Source organism: Halobacterium sp. R2-5, from assembly GCF_011734195.1.
GTDB lineage: Archaea > Halobacteriota > Halobacteria > Halobacteriales > Halobacteriaceae > Halobacterium.
In genome coordinates, this window is record NZ_JAANTH010000002.1 from 872,706 (window position 1) to 895,065 (window position 22,360).

Annotated in this window: 23 protein-coding genes, 1 tRNA gene and 1 pseudogene; 11 read left to right on the top strand and 14 right to left on the bottom strand. The window is 68.6% G+C overall.

Annotated elements, in window-relative coordinates:
• Positions 1-235: 235 nt before the first annotated feature.
• From G9C83_RS13280 to G9C83_RS13290, 3 genes are read right to left on the bottom strand one after another with little or no spacing between them, the layout of a single operon-like run.
• Complete coding sequence (locus tag G9C83_RS13280) at positions 236-715, bottom strand: Lrp/AsnC family transcriptional regulator (protein ID WP_167246675.1); 480 nt, start codon at positions 713-715, stop codon at positions 236-238.
• Positions 716-775: 60 nt separating this feature from the next.
• Positions 776-2,224: a methyltransferase gene (locus G9C83_RS13285; RefSeq protein WP_167246677.1), complete on the bottom strand. Its 1,449-nt coding sequence runs from the start codon at positions 2,222-2,224 to the stop codon at positions 776-778.
• Positions 2,211-2,942, bottom strand: coding sequence for a prephenate dehydrogenase/arogenate dehydrogenase family protein (locus G9C83_RS13290; RefSeq protein ID WP_167246680.1), 732 nt, complete (start codon positions 2,940-2,942; stop codon positions 2,211-2,213). The genes G9C83_RS13285 and G9C83_RS13290 overlap by 14 nt, the downstream gene beginning before the upstream one ends.
• A 124-nt stretch (positions 2,943-3,066) precedes the next feature.
• Between G9C83_RS13290 and G9C83_RS13295 the strand changes: the two genes are divergently transcribed.
• Genes G9C83_RS13295 through G9C83_RS13305 form a run of 3 tightly spaced genes read left to right on the top strand, consistent with a single transcriptional unit; the run spans position 3,067 to position 6,074 of the window.
• Complete coding sequence (locus G9C83_RS13295) at positions 3,067-4,440, top strand: PAS domain-containing sensor histidine kinase (RefSeq protein WP_167246682.1); 1,374 nt, start codon at positions 3,067-3,069, stop codon at positions 4,438-4,440.
• Positions 4,441-4,490: 50 nt separating this feature from the next.
• Positions 4,491-5,075 carry a HalX domain-containing protein gene (locus tag G9C83_RS13300; RefSeq protein WP_167246683.1) on the top strand — a complete coding sequence of 195 codons (585 nt, stop codon included), beginning with the start codon at positions 4,491-4,493 and terminating at the stop codon, positions 5,073-5,075.
• A gap of 36 nt (positions 5,076-5,111) precedes the next feature.
• On the top strand, positions 5,112-6,074 hold the full coding sequence (locus G9C83_RS13305) for a PAS domain-containing protein (RefSeq protein ID WP_167246684.1): 963 nt from the start codon (positions 5,112-5,114) through the stop codon (positions 6,072-6,074).
• 6 nt (positions 6,075-6,080) lie between these two features.
• Here the strand turns inward: G9C83_RS13305 and G9C83_RS13310 are convergent, their stop codons facing one another.
• Positions 6,081-7,256: a Xaa-Pro peptidase family protein gene (locus G9C83_RS13310; protein WP_167246685.1), complete on the bottom strand. Its 1,176-nt coding sequence runs from the start codon at positions 7,254-7,256 to the stop codon at positions 6,081-6,083.
• 351 nt (positions 7,257-7,607) lie between these two features.
• On the opposite strand from G9C83_RS13310, the gene aroA reads away from it, so the two are divergent.
• The gene (aroA, locus tag G9C83_RS13315) at positions 7,608-8,891 is read left to right on the top strand and encodes a 3-phosphoshikimate 1-carboxyvinyltransferase (RefSeq protein ID WP_167246686.1); all 1,284 of its coding nucleotides are present in this window, start codon (positions 7,608-7,610) and stop codon (positions 8,889-8,891) included.
• Between the two features lie 3 nt (positions 8,892-8,894).
• On the opposite strand, the pseudogene G9C83_RS13320 reads toward aroA, so the two are convergent.
• Positions 8,895-9,134: pseudogene (locus tag G9C83_RS13320) on the bottom strand (DUF2249 domain-containing protein); the annotation flags it as partial.
• Between the two features lie 69 nt (positions 9,135-9,203).
• On the opposite strand from G9C83_RS13320, the gene aroC reads away from it, so the two are divergent.
• Together aroC and G9C83_RS13330 are read left to right on the top strand one after the other, a co-directional pair.
• Positions 9,204-10,355 (top strand): chorismate synthase, encoded by a 1,152-nt coding sequence (gene aroC / locus G9C83_RS13325; protein ID WP_167246687.1) that lies wholly within the window; start codon positions 9,204-9,206, stop codon positions 10,353-10,355.
• A 61-nt stretch (positions 10,356-10,416) separates the two neighbouring features.
• Entirely contained in the window at positions 10,417-11,049 is a 633-nt protein-coding gene (locus G9C83_RS13330; protein ID WP_167246689.1) for a uracil-DNA glycosylase family protein, read from the top strand.
• A gap of 37 nt (positions 11,050-11,086) precedes the next feature.
• Here the strand turns inward: G9C83_RS13330 and G9C83_RS13335 are convergent, their stop codons facing one another.
• The gene (locus G9C83_RS13335) at positions 11,087-11,293 is read right to left on the bottom strand and encodes a hypothetical protein (RefSeq protein WP_167246691.1); all 207 of its coding nucleotides are present in this window, start codon (positions 11,291-11,293) and stop codon (positions 11,087-11,089) included.
• Between the two features lie 119 nt (positions 11,294-11,412).
• Here G9C83_RS13335 and G9C83_RS13340 point away from each other — a divergent pair, with 119 nt between their 5' ends.
• On the top strand, positions 11,413-12,177 hold the full coding sequence (locus tag G9C83_RS13340) for a hypothetical protein (RefSeq protein WP_167246693.1): 765 nt from the start codon (positions 11,413-11,415) through the stop codon (positions 12,175-12,177).
• 226 nt (positions 12,178-12,403) lie between these two features.
• Here the strand turns inward: G9C83_RS13340 and G9C83_RS13345 are convergent, their stop codons facing one another.
• Positions 12,404-13,588 carry an orc1/cdc6 family replication initiation protein gene (locus G9C83_RS13345; RefSeq protein ID WP_167247233.1) on the bottom strand — a complete coding sequence of 395 codons (1,185 nt, stop codon included), beginning with the start codon at positions 13,586-13,588 and terminating at the stop codon, positions 12,404-12,406.
• Between the two features lie 386 nt (positions 13,589-13,974).
• Between G9C83_RS13345 and G9C83_RS13350 the strand changes: the two genes are divergently transcribed.
• The 3 genes from G9C83_RS13350 (at position 13,975) to G9C83_RS13360 (ending at position 15,623) form a co-directional block, all read left to right on the top strand.
• A tRNA-Ser gene (locus G9C83_RS13350) sits at positions 13,975-14,057 on the top strand.
• Positions 14,058-14,305: 248 nt separating this feature from the next.
• Complete coding sequence (locus G9C83_RS13355) at positions 14,306-14,632, top strand: DUF5785 family protein (RefSeq protein ID WP_208288727.1); 327 nt, start codon at positions 14,306-14,308, stop codon at positions 14,630-14,632.
• A gap of 448 nt (positions 14,633-15,080) precedes the next feature.
• On the top strand, positions 15,081-15,623 hold the full coding sequence (locus tag G9C83_RS13360) for a hypothetical protein (RefSeq protein ID WP_243838033.1): 543 nt from the start codon (positions 15,081-15,083) through the stop codon (positions 15,621-15,623).
• 405 nt (positions 15,624-16,028) lie between these two features.
• Here the strand turns inward: G9C83_RS13360 and G9C83_RS13365 are convergent, their stop codons facing one another.
• From G9C83_RS13365 to G9C83_RS13380, 4 genes are all read right to left on the bottom strand, one after another.
• Complete coding sequence (locus G9C83_RS13365) at positions 16,029-16,421, bottom strand: type II toxin-antitoxin system VapC family toxin (RefSeq protein WP_167246697.1); 393 nt, start codon at positions 16,419-16,421, stop codon at positions 16,029-16,031.
• Complete coding sequence (locus tag G9C83_RS13370; protein ID WP_167246699.1) at positions 16,418-16,570, bottom strand: hypothetical protein; 153 nt, start codon at positions 16,568-16,570, stop codon at positions 16,418-16,420. Before G9C83_RS13370 ends, G9C83_RS13365 begins: the two co-directional genes overlap by 4 nt.
• 225 nt (positions 16,571-16,795) lie before the next feature.
• Positions 16,796-17,125, bottom strand: coding sequence for a chorismate mutase (locus G9C83_RS13375; RefSeq protein WP_167246701.1), 330 nt, complete (start codon positions 17,123-17,125; stop codon positions 16,796-16,798).
• Complete coding sequence (locus tag G9C83_RS13380; protein WP_167246703.1) at positions 17,059-17,913, bottom strand: shikimate kinase; 855 nt, start codon at positions 17,911-17,913, stop codon at positions 17,059-17,061. Before G9C83_RS13380 ends, G9C83_RS13375 begins: the two co-directional genes overlap by 67 nt.
• 179 nt (positions 17,914-18,092) lie before the next feature.
• Here G9C83_RS13380 and G9C83_RS13385 point away from each other — a divergent pair, with 179 nt between their 5' ends.
• Positions 18,093-18,527, top strand: a complete 435-nt coding sequence (locus G9C83_RS13385) for a DUF5796 family protein (RefSeq protein WP_167246705.1) — start codon at positions 18,093-18,095, stop codon at positions 18,525-18,527.
• A gap of 16 nt (positions 18,528-18,543) precedes the next feature.
• Here G9C83_RS13385 and G9C83_RS16200 read toward each other — a convergent pair whose 3' ends face one another.
• The 3 genes from G9C83_RS16200 to G9C83_RS13395 form a co-directional block, all read right to left on the bottom strand.
• Positions 18,544-18,678 (bottom strand): hypothetical protein, encoded by a 135-nt coding sequence (locus G9C83_RS16200; protein ID WP_279587191.1) that lies wholly within the window; start codon positions 18,676-18,678, stop codon positions 18,544-18,546.
• 128 nt (positions 18,679-18,806) lie between these two features.
• Positions 18,807-19,373 (bottom strand): GNAT family N-acetyltransferase, encoded by a 567-nt coding sequence (locus G9C83_RS13390; RefSeq protein ID WP_167246707.1) that lies wholly within the window; start codon positions 19,371-19,373, stop codon positions 18,807-18,809.
• Positions 19,374-19,431: 58 nt separating this feature from the next.
• A complete protein-coding gene (locus G9C83_RS13395) occupies positions 19,432-22,305 on the bottom strand; it encodes a DEAD/DEAH box helicase (protein WP_167246709.1) in 2,874 nt (957 codons plus the stop codon).
• Positions 22,306-22,360: the final 55 nt, after the last annotated feature.

The following is a 22,360-nucleotide window of genomic DNA, read 5'->3' on the forward strand; positions in this document are numbered from 1 at the left end:
CACAGAGGGGTCGGTCGTCGCGCTACGCTACCGGTCGCTGGCGGGGTCGTCACCACGTCGCGGCCCAACTGGCCGAGGAACGCGACTGCGGTTTACGGTGCGTCCACGGGACGATGCACCGGCTACGCGGACGGCGCGGCCCACCGTGGACGCGGCTCCACGGGGAGTTTTACAGGACGGGAGAGCATAAAGACACGGGGTTTTCTGCGGAGTCGTCAGAATACGGCGCCGATAATCACGAGTCGTCAGTGCCGTCGGCGTCGAAGCGCTCGAACGGCCCGCAGTGGACGCTCCGGATGAGGTCCTCGTCGGCGACTTCCAGCCCGAGGTCGTCGAGGTCGCGGCCGATGCGGCTCAAATCGTCGCTGTCGGTGCCGACAGCGAACACGTGGACGTTCTCCTCGCCGGTCATCACCTCCTCGACGCGGACGACCCCGGGCACGTCGACGGCGGCCTCCGCGAGCTCCTCGCGGCGCGGCACGGGCGCGGTGCAGACGATGAGCGTGTACAGCTGGTGGCCGGCGCGCTCGTAGTCGACGTCCACGTGGTAGCCGCGGATGATGCCGCGCTCCTCGAGGCGCTGAATCCGGTTGCGGACCGTGCTCGGGGAGACGCCGGCCTCGTCGGCGATGGTCTGCGAGGACGTCCGCCGCGCGTCCTGCTGGAGCGCGTAGAGAATCTGTCTGTCCAGGTCGTCGAGCCCCGTCAACGTCATGGGGTGCCCTTGCTGGCCGACCCGCATAAGTACAACTCTCCGCTCGCGGCGACCCCCGAGTCAGACCCGGTCGACGACCGTCTCCTCGTCCACGACGAGGTTGTACGCCTCCTCGTCGTCGTTCCAGAGCACGAGCGCGGACTCCAGGGAGAGCAGGTCGCCGTAGTCCGCTTCGCGGAGGTCGCGGTTGAGGCTCGTCGGCCGGACGAGCACCGCGTAACACTCCTCGCGCTCGCTGCCGTCGCTCACCTTGAACAGGGGGTTCCCGTCTTCGGCGAGGTTCCGGGAGAGCTTCGCGAGCACCGCGTCGACGCGGTCCGTGACGCGGTCGTCGGCGTCCGCGAGCTTCAGCAGCCGGTCGGCGGACAGCGAGACCTCGTGCTGGCGGGCCCCGTCGGTACGCAGCAGCGAGTACGAGAACCGGACGTCGGTGTGCGAGAACTCGGAGGGGCGCTGGCTGGCGTCCGCGAGCCGCTTTTGGAACCCCGGCTGTTCGACCGCGGGACGCTCGTCGAACGTCCAGCCGCGGTCGCTCGGGCGTTCGCCCGGCCACAGCCGCGGCGTCGGGCCGTAGACGGTCGCGCCCCGGGATTCGAGGTCGCGTTCGACCTCGCGGAGGTGCGTGCTCGTGTGCTTGTCCGCGGGTGCGAGCGCGAGGAACGTGCCATCGTCGGCGAGCGCGTCGACGTACCGCTGGGCGGTCTCGACCGGCTCGTCGAGTTCGCTGAGCACGCTGCACGCCATCACGAGGTCGTACTCGCCGTCGGGGTCGAAGTCCTCGGCGGTCTCGCGGTGAATCGTCGGGTGGACGTTCCGCCCGGTCTCGTCGAGCAGTTCGTCGAGGACGTCCGCGGCGTCGCTCGGCTCGACGGCGTGGTACTCCACGAGCGCGTCGTCGGGCAGGAAGTCGAAGAGGCCGAGCGCGGGGCCGCCGACGCCCGCGCCGACGTCCAGCACGCGCAGGTCGTCGGTCAGAAGGCCGCCCTCGGCGAGGTCGTCGAGGACGTACTGGGCCGCGGCGTAGTACGTCGCGAGGTGGTAGACGGCGTACCCGAGCGCGACCTCGTAGTCGTACTCGACGGGGTGCTGGCGGTAGTAGTCCTCCTTGAACCGCCGAATCGTCTCCCGGAGCTCCTTCCCGGAGTCGCCGGTGTGCCAGTCCGCGCCCCAGCGCTCGATCAGCAGGTCCTCGACGACGCGCTCGTACCGCTCGGGGAGCGCGTCCACGCCGTCCCCAGAACGCTCTGCGTTCTGGCGGGCTACGGAAGACGGCTGTGCCGTCTTCCGAACGTCGAACTCGGGGCGTACCGGCTCGCCGCTCGCCGGGACGAAGATGCCGTCCTCGCGCTCCACGAGGCCGAGGTCGGCGGCGTGCTCGCGTAACACCTGCCGCACGACCGCCTCGTGGGGCTGGCTCTCGACGTACTCGCGGAGCTCACCGGGGTCAAGCGGCCGCACGCCCCGGAGGTACTTCGCGGCGTCGAGGACCGCGTCCCTATCGACCGGCATCCTCGTACACCTCCTCGAAGGCCTCGCGGTCGGCGTCGGCGAGCCGCCGGGCGGCCGCCGCGACGTCGTCGGCGCCGCCGAACGCGGCCTGGATGTCGGCGTACACGCGGGCGTTCCCGCCGGTCACGCGGTCGGCGAGCGCCGCGAGGTCCTCGTAGACGGGGGTCGCCAGTTCGTCGGGCACGTCCTCGGCGGCGAGCGCGAACGCCAGCACTGCGGCGTGCGCGCGTCCCTGAATCGTCACCATCGCGTCGTCGTGCTCGCTCGCGCCCACGTCCACGAGGTCGTTGCCGGCGGCTTCGAGCCACTCGCGGACGTGGCCGGTCGCCGGCCCGGGCGCGCTCTCGGAGACCGCGACCCGGCCGGGAGCGTGCTCGGGCGCGAACAGCGGGTGGAAGCTCACGCGCTCGCGGGCCGGCGCGTGCTCGGCCATCGCGGTCAGCGGCGCCACCATCTCCCCCGTGAAGTCCACGACGGCCTGCTCGGCGCTCGCGGCGTGCGCTTCGACGGCGGCGACGGCGGCACCCATCGGCACCGCCACCGCGACGACGCCGAACGACTCCTCGGTGTCCAGCGGGACCGCCCTCGCGCGGCCGTCGTGGGCCGCCGCAGCGGCCTCTGCGCGGCTCTCGTCGACGTCCGCGAACGCCACCGGCGCGTCCGCGAGGTCCGCGAACCAGCGGCCGACGTCGCCGGCGCCCACCACGAGTACGTCCATCGAGTCCGGATAGCGTCCGCCCCGGCAAAAACGTTCGCTCACGGGACTGTCGCGCCGGCCGCGATTTCCGTCGTTGATAACGCCGGACGCAGATTTTTGTACCCCGACGCGAACCCCGCGGTGTATGCCGACGCTCGCGACTCGGTCGGCCGACCGACGCCCCCGCCGCGACTGGCTGGTCGCGGCGCTCGGAGCCGCGCTCACGGCGGCCGCCGTCGCCCACTTCGGCAGCCACGGCCACGCCGAGCCGATGGTCGTCGCGACGACGGTGCTGCCCGCGGTCGCGGTGTTCGGCTACGGCGCGTGGTTCTGGACCCGCGGCCCGGACGCGGTCCGCGGCGACGCCGTCTTCGCGTGGGCGGTCGCGGGCGCCGGCGTCGTGCTCGCGCTCGACCTCTGGGCGATACGGGCGGGGGCGTACGGTACCGGCGCGGCGGTCGACCACGTGTTCGTCCAGCACACGAGCGTCGGCGCGCTCGGCGCGGCGCTCGCCGGCACGTACAGCGAGCAGGGCCGCGAGCACGCTCGCGCGCAGACTCGACTCAAGCACGCCCTCGACGCCGCGATGGACGGGGTCGCTGTCCTCGACGCCGAGCGCCAGGTGGTGTACGCGAACGCCGCGTTCCGCGAGGACTACCGGGCCGACGGCGGCGTCCTCGGCACGCACTGGGGAGAGTACTACCCCCCGGACGTCGAGAACCGGCTCTCGAACGTGCTCGACGACCTGGACGGGAACGGCGACAGCGACGACTACTGGCACGGACAGGTGCTCGCGCGCCGCGGTGGCGGCCACACGTACCCCCAGGAGCTGTCCGTGACGGCGCTGGCGAACGGCGGCTACGTCTGGGTGTCCCGGGACGTGACGCGCCGCGAGGAGCGCGACCAGCGGCTGCGCGTGCTGAACCGCGTGCTCCGGCACAACGTGCGGAACTCGCTGAACGTCGTGCTCGGGCGCGCCGAGCGCTTCGAGGAGCGCAACGACGAGGACATCGACAACATCGTCACCGCTGCGGAGGACCTGCTCGCGGTCAGCGAGAAGGCCCGCGTCGTCGAGCGCGTGCTCGACGAGACCGACGCCGCGTCCGCGCCGCTGGCCGACCTCGTCCGCGCGGAGGTCGAGCAGGCGCGCTCCCAGTACCCCGACGCGGTCTTCGACGTGTCCGTCGATGTCCGTCGGGGCATCGAGGTGGACTCGCGGCTGCGGCTGGCCGTCCGGGAGCTGCTGGCGAACGCCGTCGAGCACAACGACGCCGAGACGCCGTACGTGTCCGTCACTGCCACCGGCGGCGGCCCCGCGGAAGTCAGGGTCGCCGACGACGGTCCCGGCATCCCCGAGCACGAGCGCCGCGCGCTCGACGGCGTCGCCGAGCAGTCCCTCGAACACGGCTCCGGCATCGGCCTGTGGGCGGTCTACTGGCTCACCCGCCACTGCGAGGCCGAGGTCGCCGTCCCCGACGGGAACACCGTCGTCGTGCGCGTGTCAACCGACAGTAATTAATATCGCGCCGGGAAAGAGTTAAACGAACTGACTGACTTGGTCAGACCGAAATGAGGGAGCCGGCGACCGTCCTCGTCGTCGAGGACGAGCGCGAACTCGCGGCCCTGTTCGCGGACTGGCTGTCCGACAGCTACGACGTCCGGACGGCGTACAGCGCCGCGGCCGCGCTGGACGAGCTCGACGAGGACGTGAACGTGGTGTTGCTCGACCGCCGGCTCCCCGAGCAGTCCGGGGACGACGTGCTCGCGGAGGTCCGCGAGCGGGACCTCGACTGCCAGGTGGCGATGGTGACCGCCGTCGACCCCGACTTCGACGCGCTCGAACTCGGCTTCGACACGTACGTCGTCAAGCCCGTCGAGCGCGACGAGCTCGAAGACCTCGTGAAACAGCTGCTCGCGCGGTCGCTGTACAACGACGACGTCCAGGAGTACTTCGCGCTCGCGTCGAAGCGCGCGACCATCGAGACCACGAAGAGCGCGGCGGAGCTCGCCGACGACGACCGCTACCAGCGGCTCTGCGACGAAATCCGCGAGCTCCGGTCGCGGCTCGACCAGCGCGTCGCCGACCTCGACGAGGAGGACTTCCTGGCCGTGTTCCACGACCTCCAGACCGGAGACGGGGCCACAAGTAACTAACCGGAGCACGGACCTATCCCCGAGTAGCTTCTCGACATGGGCGACCAGATGCACGTCCTGTTCGTCGGCGAGGACGCGCGAACACGCGCCGCAGTCGAGCGCGCGCTCTCCGAGTACGCGGCGCTGACGGTGACGCCGCTGTCGACGGCCGCGGACGCCCTCGACGTGCTCTCCCGGCAGACCGTCGACTGCATCGCGACCGAGCACGCCGCCGACGGCACCGACGGCCTGCAGGTGCTCCGGCTCGTCCGAGACACCGACCCCGCGGTCCCGGTCGTCGTCTACGAGGCCGCGGGCGCCGACTCCATCGCGAGCGAGGCCGTCTCCCTCGACGTAACCGAGTACGTCCGCCACGGCGACGAGGCCGACCCGCTCGCGGCGCTCGCGGAAGCGTGTCGGGACGCTGCGAGGTCGTACCGCGCCGAGCAGGACGTCGCGATGCTGAACGACCTCGCGCGCAACGTCTACGAGCGCATCACGGACGGCTTCTTCGCGCTCGACCGCGACTGGCGGTTCACGTACCTGAACGAGGCCGCCGAGGAGATTCTGGACGTCGAGGCCGAGGAAGTCATCGGGCGGAACGTCTGGGACGCGTTCCCCGAGGCCGTCGGTACCGAGTTCTACACGGAGTACCACCGCGCGATGGCCGCCCAGGAGCCGGTGACGTTCCGCGAGCACTTCCAGCCCCTGGAGAAGACCTTCGAGGTGCGCGCGTTCCCCTCCGAGGACGGACTCTCCGTGCACTTCCGGACGGTCGTCGACGGCGAGGACGCCCAGCGCAGCGACCACCTCCTCGAACTCACGAACGTGCTATCCTCGGACCTCGTCGAGTCCATCGACGTGCTCCGCGAGGACCTCGAGGCCACGCGGGAGACCGCCGGCGACAGCCCAGAGATAGCGGAGGCGCTGGAGTCCCTCGACCGGATGGAGGCGCTCGTGAACTACTCGATTCGGCTGGCGAGCGAGCGCCCGACCCGGCAGACACCGCCCGAGACGTGAAGACGGTCAGCCGGTCAGCGAGATCTCGTAGTCGGTGAGGTTCTCGTACCCGTCCTCGGTGACGACGACGATGTCCTCGATGCGGACGCCGCCAACGTCGGGGTCGTAGAGCCCGGGCTCGACGGTGACGACGTGGCCGGGACGGAGCTCCGGGCCGCCGTGGGAGAGCGCGGGCTGCTCGTGGACGTCGAGGCCGACGCCGTGGCCGGTCGAGTGGATGAACCCGGTCTCGGTCTCCGGGTCGGTGTAGATGGTCGGATAACCGTGGTCGTCGTAGACGTCGACGACCGCCTGATTGACCGCTTCGCCCGTCGCACCGGGTTCGACGACGTCGAGCGCCGCGTGGAGGGCCTCCTCGGTGACGTCGTACCACTCGCGCTGGGTGTCGCTGGGCTCGCCGTTGAGGAACGTCCGCGTCATGTCCGCGTGGTACTTCGAGTCCTTGTCCCGCGGGAAGATGTCCACGATGACGAACTCGCCGGCCGAGAGCGGGCCGCTGCCGCGGTCGTGGGGGTCGGCGGCGTCCTGCCCGCACGCGACGATGGTCTCGTCGAGCGCGCAGCCGTGCCGCAGCAGCTCGATTTCGATCTCCTGCTTGACGGCCTCGCTGGTGAGCACGTCGCCGTCGGAGACGAGCTCGCCGGCGTCGTTCGGCTCGGCGCCTCGAATCAGCTCCTCGGCGCGCGCCATCGCGGCCTCGTTGGCCTTCTGGGCGTCGCGGACGTGCTCGATCTCCGTGTCGGTCTTGGTCGCGCGCACGTCCGTGACGACGCCGTCGGCGTCGGGCTCGACGGTGACGCCCTGCTCGCGGAGCACGTCCGCGAGCCCGACCGGGAACTCGTCCTGGACGGCGACCCGCTCGCAGCCGAGGTCCGCGAGGAACTCCGCCGCCATGCGCGCCCGCGCTCCCGTCAGGCCGTGCGCCTCGCGTTTCTCCCGGAAGTCGTAGTCGGTGTGTCGCTTCACGACGTCCGCGCGGCTCTCCTTGTTCGCGCGGCCGTACTCCATCGAGGAGACGAGCACTCCCGTCCGCTCGGGCGTGTAGACGGCGAAGAAGGCGTCCGGCGCCGAGAACTGGGTGACGTAGTAGAGGTCGCTGTTCGAGGCGTCGTCCTCGAAGGCGTACCCGTCGAGCCCGTTCTCGTCGAGGTACTCGTCGAGCCGCGAGAAGTCGGGGTCCATGCACGCGACTCCGCGCGGCCGCCGCAAAGTCCTACCGCCACCGGTCGTTCGGCACGGGTACTGGGTGGCCGGACAACCTGCTGATTTGGCGAACAGGTGTTTCCCCCACCTACGCAACCGGCTCGCCTGGTGGATTGAAAGGGAGAGGGCGTCTGCGGGAACCCCGGCGAAGCAAGCACCGCAGGAGCGAGCGCTGCGAGCGACGAGGAGCACAGCGAGTCGCGGGACCGCAGACGCCCGAGGGCTTTCGAGGGGAAGTACCAACTACGTCCACGGAAGCACGCTCAGAAACAACTCGTACTAGTCGCCGTCGTCGGAACCCTGATGCCGGGCCCCGCCGTCGCCGTACGCATGGACGTCACTGTCGCGAATTCGCGGGTCGCGGGCGCCGCTCGCGCCCCGCCGTCGAAGAGCTACACGCACCGCGCGCTCCTCGCTGCGGGCTACGCCGGGGGTGCGCTCGTGCGGAACCCGCTGGTGAGCGCGGACACGAAGGCGACCGCTCGCGCCGTCGAGCACTTCGGCGGGGACGCCGAGCGAGCGGGCGAAGACTGGGAGATTACGGGGTTCCGCGGCGAGCCCGCCGTGCCAGCGGACGTCGTGGACTGCGCGAACTCCGGGACGACGATGCGGTTGGTCTCCGGGGCCGCCGCGCTCGCGGACGGGACGACCGTACTCACTGGGGACGAGTCGCTGCGCTCGCGGCCGCAGGGACCGCTGCTGGACGCCATCGCGGACCTCGGCGGCGCGGCGCGCTCGACCCGCGGGAACGGGCAGGCGCCCCTCATCGTCGACGGCCCGATCGAGGGCGGGCGCGTGGAGATGCCGGGGGACGTCTCCTCGCAGTTCGTCACGTCGCTGTTGATGGCGGGCGCGCTCACCGACGACGGCGTCGAAATCGAGCTCACGACGGAGCTGAAGTCCGCGCCGTACGTCGACATCACGCTCGACGTGCTGGAGTCGTTCGGCGTCGACGCCGCGGAGCAGTCGAACGGGTACCGCGTGCCGGGCGGCCAGACGTACGAACCGGAAGGCGGCGAGTACGCGGTGCCCGGGGACTTCTCGTCGGCGTCGTACCTGCTGGCGGCGGGCGCGCTCGCGGGCGGCGACGAGGTCGTCGTGGAGGGCGCGCACCCGAGCGCGCAGGGCGACGCTGCAATCGTGGACGTGCTCCGCGAGATGGGCGCCGAAATCGAGTGGCGGAAAGACGTCGGGGAAATCGTCGTCGGGCAGTCCTCGCTCGACGGTATCACGGTCGGCGTCGCGGACACCCCGGACCTCCTGCCGACGATTGCGGTGCTGGGGGCGGCGGCGGACGGCACGACGACGATCACGGACGCCGAGCACGTCCGCTACAAGGAGACCGACCGCGTCGCCGCGATGGCCGAAGAACTCGCGAAATTCGGGGTGTCTGTCGAGGAGCGCCCCGACGAACTCGTCGTGCACGGCGGTGACAGCGACCTCTCGGGGGCGCGCGTGGACGGTCGCGGCGACCACCGCATCGTGATGTCGCTCGCGGTCGCCGCGCTCGTCGCGGACGGCGAGACCGTCATCGAGGGCGGCGAGCACGTCGACGTCTCCTTCCCGGAGTTCTTCGACTCGCTGGCAGCCCTCGGCGCGGCCGTCGAGCGGTAGGCGTCAGAACGGCGCGTCGACGTCGCCGGGGTCGGCGGACTGCGGGTCGTCTGTGCCGGCACGGCCGACGAGCACACGGAACTCGCCCGGGTCGCGGGCGCGGTACTTCCAGCGGAACTCGGGGCCGGCCTCGGCCTCGAACTGGTGGTACAGCGGCTTCGGGTCGTGGTCGTTGACGAGCACGAATCCCTCCCCCGATTCGAGGCCGTCGTAGGCGTCGAAGATGGCCTCGTGGCGCTCCGCGATGCAGCGTGACCGGTCCCCGTTGCGTGGACTGCAAGTCATAAGCCCCTCGGGACGTATGCTCCGGTAATGAACGGCAATCGGTTCGGACGGTTGTTCCAGGTGACGACGTACGGCGAGAGCCACGGTCCGGGGATGGGCGTCGTCGTCTCGGGCTGTCCCGCGGGACTGGAACTGGACGAGGAGACGATTCAGCGTGAACTCGACCGCCGGAAGCCCGGCCAGTCGATGATCACGACCTCGCGAGGTGAGCCCGACGAGGTGACTATCAACTCCGGGATTCAGGACGGCTACACGACGGGCACTCCCATCGGGATGACCATCCAGAACAAGGACGCCCAGTCCGGGAAGTACGAGCCGTTCGTCACCGCGCCGCGACCGTCGCACGGCGACTTCACGTACTCCGCGAAGTTCGGCACGCGCAACTGGGGCGGCGGCGGGCGCTCCTCCGCGCGCGAGACCGTGAACTGGGTCGCCGCGGGCGCAATCGCGCAGGAGATTCTCGAGCGGGAGGGCGTGCAGGTGAAAGCCCACGTGAACCAGATCGGCGACGTCGAGGCGCCCGAGGTGTCCTTCGAGGAGATGCTCGAGCACACCGAGGACAACGACGTGCGCTGCGCGCACCCCGAGACCGCCGAAGAGATGCAGGAACTCATCGAGGACTACCAGGAGCGCGGCGACTCCATCGGCGGGTCCATCTACTTCGAGGTGCGGGGGGCGCCCCGCGGACTCGGCGCGCCGCGGTTCGACTCCGTGGAGTCCCGCCTCGGTCAGGCGATGATGTCGGTGCCCGCGAGCACGGCCTTCGAATTCGGGCTGGGGAAGGAGGCGCGCACCTACGCCGGGAAGGAGCGCAACGACGACTGGGAGTTCGACGACGAGGGGGAGCCGGTCCCCGCCGAGAACGACCACGGCGGCCTGCAGGGCGGTATCACCACCGGCGAGCCGATCTACGGCGAGCTCACGCTACACGCGCCCACGTCGATTCCGAAGAAACAGCAGACGGTCGACTGGGAGACCGGCGAGGAGAAGGAAGCCCAGGTCGTCGGTCGCCACGACCCCGTGCTGCCGCCGCGTGGCGTCCCGGTCGTCGAGGCGATGCTGAGCGTCACCATCCTTGACTTCATGCTGCTCGGTGGTCGCATCAACCCGGACCGGCTGGACGGCCAGCCCGGCGAGTACGACACGGATTACCACCCGAGCAGCCCGCGCAACGAGTGAGCGCGCTCCGAGTGGCGGGGTAGGGACGGACACAAGGGCCGTCGCTGCCTACGATTCCACGATGGACGCACACCAGCAGGGAACAAAGAATCCCTACGGGATGGACGAGGACTGCCGGAACTGTCCCGGCCTCTGCGACGTCCGCGAGCGCGTCGTCCACGGCTACGGCGACGTCGGCGCGGACTTCGTGTTCGTCGGCGAGGCGCCGAGTCTGGGCGCCGAAGAGACCGGAGTTCCGTTCACGGGCGACGAGGCCGGCGAGCGCTTCCAGCACATCCTCGGGAGCGTCGGCCTGAACTACTCGCTGCCGGACAGCGACGAGCCAGAACTCGACAACGCCTACCTGACGTACCTGACGCGCTGCCGGCACCCCGACCGCGCGCCCACCGACGAGGAAGTCGTGACCTGCGAGCCGTACCTGAACGCCGACGTGCGCATGATCAACCCCGAGATTCTCGTGCCCGTCGGGCAGCGCGCGCTCACCGAGCTCGGCGAGGAGTACACGACGACGCCCGCCGACGACCTCGACGTCGACGACCTCCACGCGTCGACGGTTCGCGGCCGGGGGTTCGAACTCGCGCCGATGGTCCACCCCGCCGGCCAGACGGACGAGCAGACCGAGGCGTACGTCGAGTTCTTCCTCGACCTGCTCGACACCGATTACCGGCAGACGAAGGGGCGGCGCGGTCGGTGACGGTTCGTCGGAGAGACCGAGGAGCGTCGGTGGCGTGTTACCAGTACGGCGTCCGCGTGCCGCCGCGTCCGCTGCCGCCGTCGACGCCGGCGCCGACGACGGCGAGCACCACGAGCGCGACGAGGAGTGCTGCGGCCACGCCGACGATGTCTTCGAACCCCGACGCCAGTGAGGCGACGGAGCCGACCGCTACGACTGCGACGACCGCGAGCGCGAGGCCCGCGAGTGGCTTCAACACGTCCATGGGGACACACTCGTAGGGACGCGTTCGACTTAGGCGGTTCGGCGGTGTGCCAAGTTTAGGACGAGGACTGCGGGCGCCGTATCGCGGCGTTCAAGCGTCCCGCGGACACACGCTCACGTATGACTGTCGTCGCCGTCATGGTCGACCCGCCGCGGGAGGGCCTCGTGCTCCCCGAGCTCGCCGCCACGTCGCCGCTGACCGAGGCCGAAGCCGCGACCCTCTACGAGGCGATGGCCGCCGACGCGTTCCACGCGGCCGCCGACAGCGGCGGTGACCTCCTCGTGAACTACCGCCCGGACGACGAACTCCCGGACGAGCACGTCCCCGAGGGTGCGGACGCGGAGCGGGAGGTTCGGGATCTCGTCGAGGACGCCCTCGACGAGGACCAGGTCGAGGAGGCCCGCGTCGAGGTGCAGGTCGGGTCCTCGAAGCACGCGCGCGTCGGGAACACGGTCACGCACCTGCTCGACAACGAGGAGGTGGCGTCGGTCGGCGTGCTCGAACCGGACGCGCCGCTGGTCGCGCGGAAGGACGTCGACAGCGCCGCGATGAAGCTCCGGCGGAACCCCGTCGTTCTCGGGCCGTCCCGGGGCGGGCGCGTCTACTTCGCGGGGTTCCGCGAGCCCGTCGACTTCGAGGGTGCGTGGGACGCGCCGGAAGTCGAGAGCGTGACCGCGCGCGGCGTGGACGCGGGCTGGGACGTCGACTTCCTCCCACAGCAGGTCCGCGTCCGGACCGGCGACGACCTCGTCTCACTGGTCGCCGAGTTGCGCGCGCGGCGCGCGGCGGGCCGGTTCGTCCCGGCGTACACGACCGCGTACGTCGAAGACCTCGGCCTGCACGTCGTCGGAGAAGACGGCGAGCGCGTGCTCGCCCGGGACTGACTTCGCAGAGTCGCACCCGGAACGACAGACGGGCACCCCTGTTTGCAAGTGTTGTGAACGCGCCAATGGGAGTGTGTGGCGGTCGAAGGCCCCCACCCCGGTTTTCAAATGAAACCGATCGAGGTGAGCGAGAGGAGACAGCCGAGGGTTGTGAGACAGCACCCCACCCCGAATTTCGAGTGTTCTGACTATAGCTGCCGGTCCGTTCCGGACGCCCGAATGCGGATTACTCGGTCTCGTCGGCCATCGCTTCCTCGACCATCTGGGCGTCGACATCGAGCTCGTACTCGAAGAACTGGCCGCCGCCGCGGCCGTAGTTGCGGTCGTGCTGGCGGAGGAATCCGAGCATCGAGAGGTCGTTGAGGTGGTCGTGGACGCTGCGCTGGCTGAGCGGCTCGGAGGCGTACTCCGCAGCGACCTCCTCGTAGACCTCGTAGAGCTCCTTCGCGCGGGCCGGCGTCTCGCCACTGACCGCCATCTCCGTCACCGCGAGGAGGACGTACTGGCCGTGGGTCGTGAGGTCCTTGATGGAGTCCTTGATGCGGCCGCGCTCGACGCGCTCGACGGCCGTGTCGACGTCCTCCTCGGAGACGACCTCGCGGCCGTCCTCGACGGCGACGTTGACGGCCTCCCGGAGGAGGTCGATGGCTTGGCGCGCGCTCCCGCGGTCGCGGGCGGCGAGCGCCGCGCACTGCGGAATGACGCCGTCTTCGAGGACGTCCCCGCGGAGCCCGCGCTCCGCGCGGTCCGTGAGAATCGTGACGAGCTCGTTGGCGTCGTACGGCGGGAACTTGATCTCGCGCTCGCAGAGTGTGTCCTGGACCTTCGGCGAGAGGTCGTTCCGGAACGTGTAGTCGTTCGAGATGCCGACGACCGCGACCTGCGAGTCCTCGATGTTGCCGTTCGTCTTCGCGCGCGGCAGCTGGTAGAGGAGCATGTCGTCGTCGCCGAGGTTGTCGATCTCGTCGAGCACGATGAGCACGGTGCCCTCGCGCGCCTCGATCTCGTCGAACAGGGCGTTCAGGACGTCCGACGTCGACAGCCCCGTCGTGAGCGGATCGCGATCGGTGTCCGAGCGGAGCTCGTTCACGAGCGCGATCGCCGCCTGGTACGAGGACGGGTGGTGGTGGCAGTTGACCTCGACGCTCACCACGTCGTCGACGCCCTCACGCTCCTCGGCCTCGAACTCGAGGGCGTCCATCATGTACCGCGTCACCGCGGTCTTCCCGACGCCAGTCTTCCCGTAGACGAAGACGTTGTCCGGCTCCCAGCCGTCGACAACGTCCTGGAGGGCGTTGGCGTACTGGTCGATCTCCTCGTCGCGTTCGAGAATCTCCTCGGGCTCGTAGTGGTCCTTGAGGACGTCCTTGTTGGTGAACAGCTCGACGCGGTCGCGGAACGGCGTCTTCATCGCTGCTGGCATCGTTTCGACTCCCCCGACATAATACCTCTGGTTCTTCTGTTTCCAGAGTTTCGTGTGTTCGCTCGGTTCGACCGCCCCCACCCGTCCTCGAGGCGTCCCCAATCGTCGTCTAGGGTGTTCTCCTCTGCCGCGCGGTAAACGCTCCGATACTCACGCGGGAACACTTGCAAAACGGGGTGGGAGTGTACGGTGAACCGTGTCCCGATAATCACCGCTAGCTCGTCTCGTTTCTTCGACGGCCTGGAACCACTTCCACCGTCGTTATCACTGACGCTCCACATCTCCTGCAGAACACTCGAAAATCGGGGTCGGGGGTGCGCACTCGCCCGACAACGACAGTTTCAACCGTCCACTCGTCGTACGACCGTCCGCGCGGTGAGGTGGCAGAGCGGCCCAATGCGCCGGTCTTGAAAACCGGTGGCGTCACGCCTCATGGGTTCAAATCCCATCCTCACCGTAGACCTTTTGCGCTGTGGGCCGGCTTCGCCAGCCCGCGGCAAAAGCTCCGTCAAAAGCCCCGTCGGACCCCCTCAGGGTCCTCGGGGCCAGCGCGCGTGGCGTGCTGTGAATCGCGGACCTCGGACCCATTCGAGCCATTCGGTCCGCGAACGCTCGGTACCAACTTTCAGGTTTACTCGCTCGGCCCCCCGAAATTCCGGCGCCGATTGAGAAACGGTTTTGGGGCCCGCGCGGAACAGTCCCAGTATGGCAGAGATGGAAGACCCCTCGGGGCGGGACTGGGTCCACGACCCCGACGGCGAGAAGGGCAGCGAGGGCGGCCGCAACTACGACATGGCGGTCCTCTCGAAGATGACCGACGAGGACGACGACTTCCCGCTGGAGGCGTCCGAGTTCCTCGACGAGTTCGGCGACTGGCCTGTCCGCGTCAACCACGAGAAGGTGCTGTCCGTCTCGGAGATCTTCGAGCACGTCGAGGAGGACAGCTTCGAGACGAAAGTCGACTTCCACAAGGCCGTCGGCGACGGCCTGCGGCGCGCGAACGTCTGGGACTACCACCCGCCGGAGAAGTAGCTCTCCGTCAGTCGGCGTCTGCTACTCCGCTACTGATTCTGCTCTCTCATCGGCGCCCGCGCACGTCCCGAACCGCTTCGACGGAACCAACATCGACGTCTGCCAGCCACCCCGATCGGACGTCCCCGTGTTTGGCCGTCGCGTCGTCAGCCTCGTCGCCGGAATCGGCCCAGTCCGGTGGCGTCGCGTCACATCCACATCGCTTGCTCTGGGGCGGAGTAGTCACAAACATCTTCACCGGTCGTCAGTTTTTGTTCGTATGGTTGACCGCCCTCGTGGTTCCCTCCATGCTGTACTACTGGCCGCGGTCGTACTGCTAGCTGGCTGTTCGGGTCTGCCTTCCACAGACCAACAGAGTTCCACTCCTCAACCGACCGTGGAGAACTTTTCGTACCCTTCGGGGTGGTCTCAAGCGGGGATTACCGACGCTCGAAACCTTACTGTCGTGATGCGGACGCACGACGAGACTCTGAAAAACGCCTCTCGGACGAGTCGGTTAGTCACCACTGGCGGGGACTCGAATCGCACGATGGTCAGAACAGTAGACACCGATGCTGGCACCGGTTCGCTACGCTTCATCGACACGGCGCTCGGCATCGATATTCACGTCTACTACAGTCCCGAGGGCGTGTTCGAGTACAATCGGATAACAGGGGAACTGAGTCGGATGCCCGACGAAAACTGGACAACAGCAGGTGTAGCCACACAGCCGGAACTGGACCGACCACTCCGGAATCTCGAGATGAACGCGACTGAGACTGTGACCGTCGGAGGTGAGACGGCCGTCAGATACACCGTGACTGGAATCAGGGACCCTGACTCCGTCCCGTCGGATACCGCGACCGGACACGTCACTGTCGCCGAAGCAGGATTCATCGCGGAGTACGACGTCACGAGAGGCAACGACGAGTTCACGCGCCAGACGCGGTACAACCTCTCCGCGTTGGAGACTGCGACGGTTACACGGCCAGCGTGGCTGCCCGACGAGTAGCCACACTCGCCTGTCGGATCTGCCGTGTCGACAGCTGTGCGAACACGCTGAGATCTGTGACTACGAACGTCCTGTGTGACAAGCAGCGGTGCTGAGTGGACCGCTCAACAGATATCTCGCCCACTCACCAAACCAGCTGTGCAGCTGTACGCAGCGAGATTTGGTCGTCCCCTCTGAATTCGGGATATTGCACGAAATCCTCGCGGCTGCGTGTACAACGTACACAGAGTGTCGCTGGAGGCTCTGAAGCAGCCCTTCCCCGTCTACCGGTTCTCCCGCTGCTCGACCTCGTTCAGATAGGCGAATTCTACCATACAACGTGTTGAATCGAGACGCTACCGAACTGCCAGTCCTTGACGACAATCTACACTGGTCGTCGTTCTCGTAAAACCAGAAGCCTCGTCTCTACGCGATGAGGTCGCTCGGTTCGACTGCTCCGTTGTCGAGGAGTTCGCCGTCGAACGTAGCGAGCGTGGCATCGAGGTCGTCGGCCAGAGCGAGGAGGACGCAATCGAGCGTGTACAGCAACGTGTCCTGTTGGAGGCTGTACGCCGAAATCTGGTCGCTGATCTCCGGTGCGTAAATATCGACCTGCGCGTAGATGTCGGCGAGTACGTCCTCGACTCTGTCCTGTTCGACTCGTTTCTTCTTCGTCATCACCGACCGGAGCTCCATGAGGTTCAGGATGGACGTACAGAAGTCGTGATCCTGGTTCAGCAGCTCTGTTGCAATGTCTCCACGGGCAGGTTCGTCGGTCAAACTGGCGACGAAGACGTTCGTATCGACCAGAACTTTCATCGGCGCTCGCGCACGTCCCGTACCGCTTCGACGGAGTCGATATCGACATCCGCCAGCCGCCCCGAGAGGAGGTCCCCGAGTTTAGCCGTTGTGTCATCAGCCTCGTCGCCGGAGTCAGTCCAGTCCGGCGGCGTTGCGTAGCTTCCCATGCGTTAGAATAGAGATGACTGACGTAAATTCCTTCGGACGAGTACGGGGGTGGAACTGGTCGTCTCTGCTGAATTCGGGTTGCTTGAACCGGTGGTCGTGGCCCATGCAGCAGACTACCATCAAATATTCCGGCTGCTCATCAAGCCCTGAACAATTGATGGATGACGTTATCCCTCTACTGGCAACTAACCGGCCCCTAGACGTCCTGTAATGGCTGTTTTTGACTACCTGTTCTCCCGCTGTTCGACCTTGTTCAACTCGATGAGCAGCCGGAAGATGGCCTTCACGAGGTTCGGCTCGACGCCGAACGACTCGGCGTTCCGGCCGGCGCGGTCCATCACCGCTTGCTCCTGGCTCTCGTCGGTCGTGGCCATGCCGCGCTCGTCTTTGACCTCCGCGATGGTCTCGGCGACGTACGTGCGTCGCGCGATGAGGTCGACGATCTCGCGGTCGATGGATTCGATTTCCTCGCGCAGTTCCTCCAGGTTCATATCGTCCGGGCCCCGTCCGGCTGTGTCGTCGTCAGCCGGACCGTCCCCGGGTTCTCGTCCCATAGTGGTTTCACCTCTTGTAGTGCGTCTTCCTCGCCGACGGCGACGTAGCTCGGTCCGGTGCCCGAGAGAGACGCCCCGTCGGCGTGCGGGAGCGCGTCCACGATCGGCTCGGTCGGGTGACCGAGCGCCGCCGCGAACGCCAGTCCGTTGACCGTCATCGCGGTACCGTACTCGCCGTCGGCGGCGAGGTCCGCGACGTGCTCGGCGAGCGGCGCCACCTGCCGACAGCGCTCGACGTCCGCGTCCGCGGAGAACGACTGCTCGGGCGGCGTCCACACGAGCGCCGTCCACTCGACTTCCTCGCGGAACAGCAGCTCGTCCTCGCGGTTGTCCGTCATCGTCAGTCCGCCGAGCATGCTCGCCGAGGCATCGTCGAACGCGCCCGTGACGGTGACTCCGACTTCGCGGGCGGCCTCGACGCCGAGCCGCGCCGCGTCCTCGCGAGCGACCTCGTCGGCCAACTCGAGCGCGTCCAGCGTCGCGAGCACGGTCGCGTTCGCCGCCGCGCTCGAACTCTTCAGCCCCGAGGCCAGCGGCACCTCGCTGTCCGTGCGGACTGAGCCGCCCTCGCCGTCGCCGTACCGCTCGGTCACCAGCGACACGCAGCGCTCCACGAGCGCGGTGTCCGCGTCGGGATGGTCGGTGATCTCGCCGGCGACGCCGTCGGCGGCCGCGTCCAGCGTCACCGCTGCTGTCACGTCGAAATCGAGCGCGAACGCCGACCCGATGCCGGTCGCGAGCGCGTTCAACACCGTGCCCGCGGCCGGCGCTGCTGCGCGGCCGTCCATGTGTTCACCTGCCACGGCCCGTACTTACGACTGGCGCTTCTGGCAACCGTAGCGTGACCTCCCTTCGGTTGACCACGCTGCTCACGGCTCCCGCTGGTCGCCGTTCGCGTTAACGTGGCCTCCCTGCGGTCGGCCACGCAAACGGCGGCCTTTTCCACCCCCGCCTGCAACGCTGGAGTATGAGCGGCCGCAACGACGTCCCGCCGAGCACCATCGGCGTCGAACTCGCCGAGGAGGGCGTCTACGTCGAGTACGAGGACGACCGTCGAGCGTTCTACAACGGCGTCCCGGAGAAGGTCTACGGGACGGTGCGGTGTCGTCCCGGGAAGGACGTCCACGTCCTCGTCACGGACCCGACGGAGACCGAGGGCGTCCTCGTCTACGTGAACGACCTGAAGACCGACGACGAGATTCTGGAGTCGACCGGCGTCGGCCGCGTGCTGCTCGACCCGGACGAAGAAGAGGAGCTGTTCCCCGGCGTGACGGTACGAGCGGACGGCTACGCGGTCGAAGTCGAGGCCGACCCCGAGGAGGCGCGCGGTCGCGTGTTCGTCTTCGAGGAGGACGAACTCGGCGAACGCTCGTTCGAACTGTTCGCCGAGTCCGAGGCGTGACGCCGGCTCCGGTAGGCTACTGGAGGTAGGAGGGGTCCTCGGCGTCGCAGTTCTGTTCGTGCTGGGTCGCGTCCCCCTGGTCGTCGAACATCAGCCCGCACTCTTCGCAGCGGTACCAGACCATGTCGTCCCGCTCAGTCTCCTCGACCATGGGAGAGACTGCGTCGCCCGAGCTAAAAACCGTTGCCCCGCTTGAACGACCCCTCCTCATAATGCCTGCCCGCGAGCCGACGGCACTGCGTGTTGCCTTCCGGAGTGCGTGTTCGCTGCACTCGACGACTAGGGGCGCACGCAGCGCTCCGGGTCGAACGGGAGCCCGAGGTGGTCGAAGGCGTTCCGCCACCTCCCGATGTCTCTGTCTTCGATGATGCAGGGCGCGTAGCCGGCGTTCAAGTAGAGCGCGAGCGCGGGGTACCGTTCGGGCCCGACGCCCACCCGGACGCTGTCGTAGCCCGCGTCGAGCAGCCGGCGAGTCGCCGCGGCGGTGAGCGCGCGACCCAGCCCCTCGCGGCGGTGCTCCGGGTCGACGACGAGGTACGCGAGCGCGCCCCCGAACGGGAAGCGGTGCTCGCCCGCGTTCGGCCTGTGGACGGCCGAACACGTCCCCAGGACGGCGTTCGTCGCGCGCTCGACGGCGACGAAGCAGCCGTTCGGGAGCACGCTGTCGCGGAACTCCTCGAAGGAGCCCTCGTCGACTGTCCACCCGCCCGCGTCGAGCAGCGACGCGACGGCCTCGCGGTCCCGGCCCGTCAGCCGGCCGGTGCGGAGCGCGTACCCGTCGGGGGCGTCGACGTCCGGCGGCCGCAGGCCGTCCGGCCAGCAGAGGTAGAGCGTTTCGTCGGTCACGCGTCCGCGTTCGCACCGGGGCGTGGAACGCGTTGCGGTGTGCGGGCGACGCGAGCAGTCACCAGAACGCCTTCGTGCGGGCGTACTCGCGCTCGCGTTCGAGGATGTCCCGGTAGAAGTCCGCCTCGTCCTCGCGGTGGCGGTTGATAACGCGGGCGGCGTTCCGCGGGCCGACGCCGCGCGCGGACAGCGCGACGACGGCCTTCCTGCCGTGGCTCTGGACGAGGCTCGCGTTCCGGAACACGCGCTCCGTGCGGTCCTCCTGCTCGTCGTCCTTCTCGCTGGTCTTGACCGCTGTCACGGCGTCGTCGGCCCACGGCGACAGCGCGGCGATTCGCGTCGACCCGCAGAGCGGGCACTCCGGCTGGTCGCTGACCCTCCGCACTTTCGTCTCGTGTTCCCAGTCCCGACAGTGCGTGCAGAACAGCTTCACGCGGTCGTCCCGGATGCGGTCCCGGACCGCCTGCACGACGCTCGCGTCCGCGTTCTCCGGGGTGAGGAGTTCCGTCCCAGAGGACCGCCCGCCGACGCCGATGGCGGTGCGCTCGCCGACGATGGCGACGTCGAGGTCCCCGGACTGGATGCCGTCGAGCACTTCGCTGGCGCGCTCGACGTCGAGGTCCGTGTGGAACACCTCGCGGATGGCCTCGTCGTAGACCGGCGTGTCTTCGAGCGCGCCCAGCAGCCGGGAGAGCCCGACGCCGTCCCTGCCTTTCCAGCGCTTGAGCGCGCCGAACTTCGCGGCGACCTGCGCGAGCGTGAACTTCAGCGTCTCGGACTGCTTGAGGCTGAGCTCCAGCAGCGGCTCGACGTGGTCGGGGTCCGTATCCCGGAGCAGGTCCACGACGTCGTTCGCGCTGATGCGCGCCGGCACGTCCAGCTCGACGCGGTACGGGCCGACGTCCAGCCCCACGGAGGAGCCGGTGCGCTGGCCGAGTAGGGCCGACAGCAGCCGGCCGATGGTCTCGTTGGCCTCGTGACCGAGCGCCGCGTTCACGACGATCGTCCGGCCCTCCTGCTCGACGACGATGCGATCGTCGCTCGGCACCGGGTTCCCGGAGTCGACGTGGTACTCGACCTGTTCGAGCGCCTCGCTCGCGGTGTAGTCGTCCGTCGGGTAGCGGCCCGTGAACTCCCGTGCGACGCTCTCACGCAGCGCGTGAGAACTCGACGAGCTCTGCTCGTCGGTGGCCTCGCGGGTCGCGCCGGCCTCGAACTGGTCGGCGGCGACCTCGCGCATCTCGCCGACTTCCTGTGCGACGTCGTAGGGCACGGGAATCTCCTGACCCGTCCACGACGGCACCTCGCCGGCGGGGTCCTCGATGGGGGAGACGTTGACCTCCTCCTCCTCCTCGTCGATGTTCGTGATGCGCCACATCTCGCCGCGCTGGACGAACGTCGCGCCGGGTTCGGCGAAGTTCACGACGAAGCGCTCGTCCAGCGTCCCGACCTGCCGGCCCCCGGCCATGTCGTAGACGGCGTACGTCTCCTCGTCGGGAATCATCGAGAGGTTCGCGTAGTAGTACTGCCACGTCCCCCCGGACTTCGAGAGCGTGTCGTCGTCCTCGTCGACGTACACCACGCGGTTGTTGTGCAGTTCCATCGCGACCTCGCGGAACGTCTCCTCGTCGAGGTCCCGGAACGGGTACGCTCGCGTCACGATCTGGTAGGCGTGCCGGGCGCTCGTCTCCCCGAAGTCCATCACCACGCCGACGATCTGGTTCGCGACCGTGTCGAGACTGCCGTGGTGAATCTGCGTGACCTCTACTTCCCCGGCTGCTGCCCGCCGGGCGATGGCGAGCGCCTCGAACGTGTCGTCCGGGCTGCCCGTGATGACCGTGCCGTGGCTGACCTCGTCGCGGCGGTGGCCGGCGCGCCCGACACGCTGCAAGAGCCGAGCGACCTCCCGCGGCGACGAGTACTGCACGACGTGGTCGATGCGGCCCACGTCGATGCCGAGCTCCATCGACGACGTGCAGAGCAGGCCGTCGATTTCTCCGGCTTTGAACCGGTCCTCGACCTCGATGCGCGCGTCCTTCGACAGCGACCCGTGGTGGACGCCGATGTTCGCGTCCAGTTCCTTGAACCGCGACCCCAGCGCCTCCGCGGTCTGGCGGGTGTTCACGAAGATCAGCGTGGAGTCGTGCTCGTCGACGATCTCCTGAATAGCGCGCACGTGGCTCGCCATCGACGGCGACGTCATCAGCTCGTTGCTCAGGCGCTCGTCGCCGTCGGTGACCTCGGGCTCGCGCACCGAGAACTCCACTTTCGACGTGACGTCCACCTCGATGATCTCGCAGCCGCGGCCGCCGGTGAGGAACGCCCCCACCTCCTTCGGGTCGCCGACCGTCGCCGACAGTCCGATGCGCTGGAAGTCCCCCGCGAGTTCCACGAGTCGCTCCATTCCAATCGAGAGCTGGGCGCCGCGCTTCGCGCCCGCGAGCTCGTGGACCTCGTCGACGACGACGTGCTCGACGTCCGTGAGACCGTCCCGGAGCTTCTCCCCGGTGAGCATCGCCTGCAAGGTTTCGGGCGTCGTCACGAGCACGTCCGGCGGGTCGTCGGCCTGCTTCCCGCGCTGGTACTGGGTCGTGTCGCCGTGCCGGACGTCCACGTCGAGGCCGAGCGTCTCCCCCCACCAGTCGAGGCGCTCGCGCATGTCGCGGTTCAGCGCGCGCAGCGGCGTCACGTACAGCGCCGCGAACCCCTCGGGCGCGCCCTCTTCGACGATGCTGTTCAGCACCGGGAGCATCGCCGTCTCCGTCTTCCCCGTGCCCGTGGGCGCGACCACGAGCCCGTTCCTGCCGTCCGCGAGCGCGGGAATCGCGCGGCGCTGTGGCTCCGTCGGCGTCGTGAACCCGCGCTCGGAGAGCGCCGCCCGCACCTCGCTGCCGAGGTGGGCAAACGCGTCCATCCCCCGCGTCTCACTCATCCTCTCGACGTAGGCCCGCGACCCGAATAAGCACGTTGCCGGGAGAAGTCGCCGC

What these genes read in the sequence shown, in the direction of transcription:
- G9C83_RS13280 (WP_167246675.1), bottom strand. Translation starts at nt 715, where the DNA reads ATGACGTTGACGGGGCTCGACGACCTGGACAGACAGATTCTCTACGCG.
- G9C83_RS13285 (WP_167246677.1), bottom strand. Translation starts at nt 2,224, where the DNA reads ATGCCGGTCGATAGGGACGCGGTCCTCGACGCCGCGAAGTACCTCCGG.
- G9C83_RS13290 (WP_167246680.1), bottom strand. Translation starts at nt 2,942, where the DNA reads ATGGACGTACTCGTGGTGGGCGCCGGCGACGTCGGCCGCTGGTTCGCG.
- G9C83_RS13295 (WP_167246682.1), top strand. Translation starts at nt 3,067, where the DNA reads ATGCCGACGCTCGCGACTCGGTCGGCCGACCGACGCCCCCGCCGCGAC.
- G9C83_RS13300 (WP_167246683.1), top strand. Translation starts at nt 4,491, where the DNA reads ATGAGGGAGCCGGCGACCGTCCTCGTCGTCGAGGACGAGCGCGAACTC.
- G9C83_RS13305 (WP_167246684.1), top strand. Translation starts at nt 5,112, where the DNA reads ATGGGCGACCAGATGCACGTCCTGTTCGTCGGCGAGGACGCGCGAACA.
- G9C83_RS13310 (WP_167246685.1), bottom strand. Translation starts at nt 7,256, where the DNA reads ATGGACCCCGACTTCTCGCGGCTCGACGAGTACCTCGACGAGAACGGG.
- aroA (WP_167246686.1), top strand. Translation starts at nt 7,608, where the DNA reads ATGGACGTCACTGTCGCGAATTCGCGGGTCGCGGGCGCCGCTCGCGCC.
- aroC (WP_167246687.1), top strand. Translation starts at nt 9,204, where the DNA reads ATGAACGGCAATCGGTTCGGACGGTTGTTCCAGGTGACGACGTACGGC.
- G9C83_RS13330 (WP_167246689.1), top strand. Translation starts at nt 10,417, where the DNA reads ATGGACGCACACCAGCAGGGAACAAAGAATCCCTACGGGATGGACGAG.
- G9C83_RS13335 (WP_167246691.1), bottom strand. Translation starts at nt 11,293, where the DNA reads ATGGACGTGTTGAAGCCACTCGCGGGCCTCGCGCTCGCGGTCGTCGCA.
- G9C83_RS13340 (WP_167246693.1), top strand. Translation starts at nt 11,413, where the DNA reads ATGACTGTCGTCGCCGTCATGGTCGACCCGCCGCGGGAGGGCCTCGTG.
- G9C83_RS13345 (WP_167247233.1), bottom strand. Translation starts at nt 13,588, where the DNA reads ATGAAGACGCCGTTCCGCGACCGCGTCGAGCTGTTCACCAACAAGGAC.
- G9C83_RS13355 (WP_208288727.1), top strand. Translation starts at nt 14,306, where the DNA reads ATGGCAGAGATGGAAGACCCCTCGGGGCGGGACTGGGTCCACGACCCC.
- G9C83_RS13360 (WP_243838033.1), top strand. Translation starts at nt 15,081, where the DNA reads ATGCGGACGCACGACGAGACTCTGAAAAACGCCTCTCGGACGAGTCGG.
- G9C83_RS13365 (WP_167246697.1), bottom strand. Translation starts at nt 16,421, where the DNA reads ATGAAAGTTCTGGTCGATACGAACGTCTTCGTCGCCAGTTTGACCGAC.
- G9C83_RS13370 (WP_167246699.1), bottom strand. Translation starts at nt 16,570, where the DNA reads ATGGGAAGCTACGCAACGCCGCCGGACTGGACTGACTCCGGCGACGAG.
- G9C83_RS13375 (WP_167246701.1), bottom strand. Translation starts at nt 17,125, where the DNA reads ATGGGACGAGAACCCGGGGACGGTCCGGCTGACGACGACACAGCCGGA.
- G9C83_RS13380 (WP_167246703.1), bottom strand. Translation starts at nt 17,913, where the DNA reads ATGGACGGCCGCGCAGCAGCGCCGGCCGCGGGCACGGTGTTGAACGCG.
- G9C83_RS13385 (WP_167246705.1), top strand. Translation starts at nt 18,093, where the DNA reads ATGAGCGGCCGCAACGACGTCCCGCCGAGCACCATCGGCGTCGAACTC.
- G9C83_RS16200 (WP_279587191.1), bottom strand. Translation starts at nt 18,678, where the DNA reads ATGGTCGAGGAGACTGAGCGGGACGACATGGTCTGGTACCGCTGCGAA.
- G9C83_RS13395 (WP_167246709.1), bottom strand. Translation starts at nt 22,305, where the DNA reads ATGAGTGAGACGCGGGGGATGGACGCGTTTGCCCACCTCGGCAGCGAG.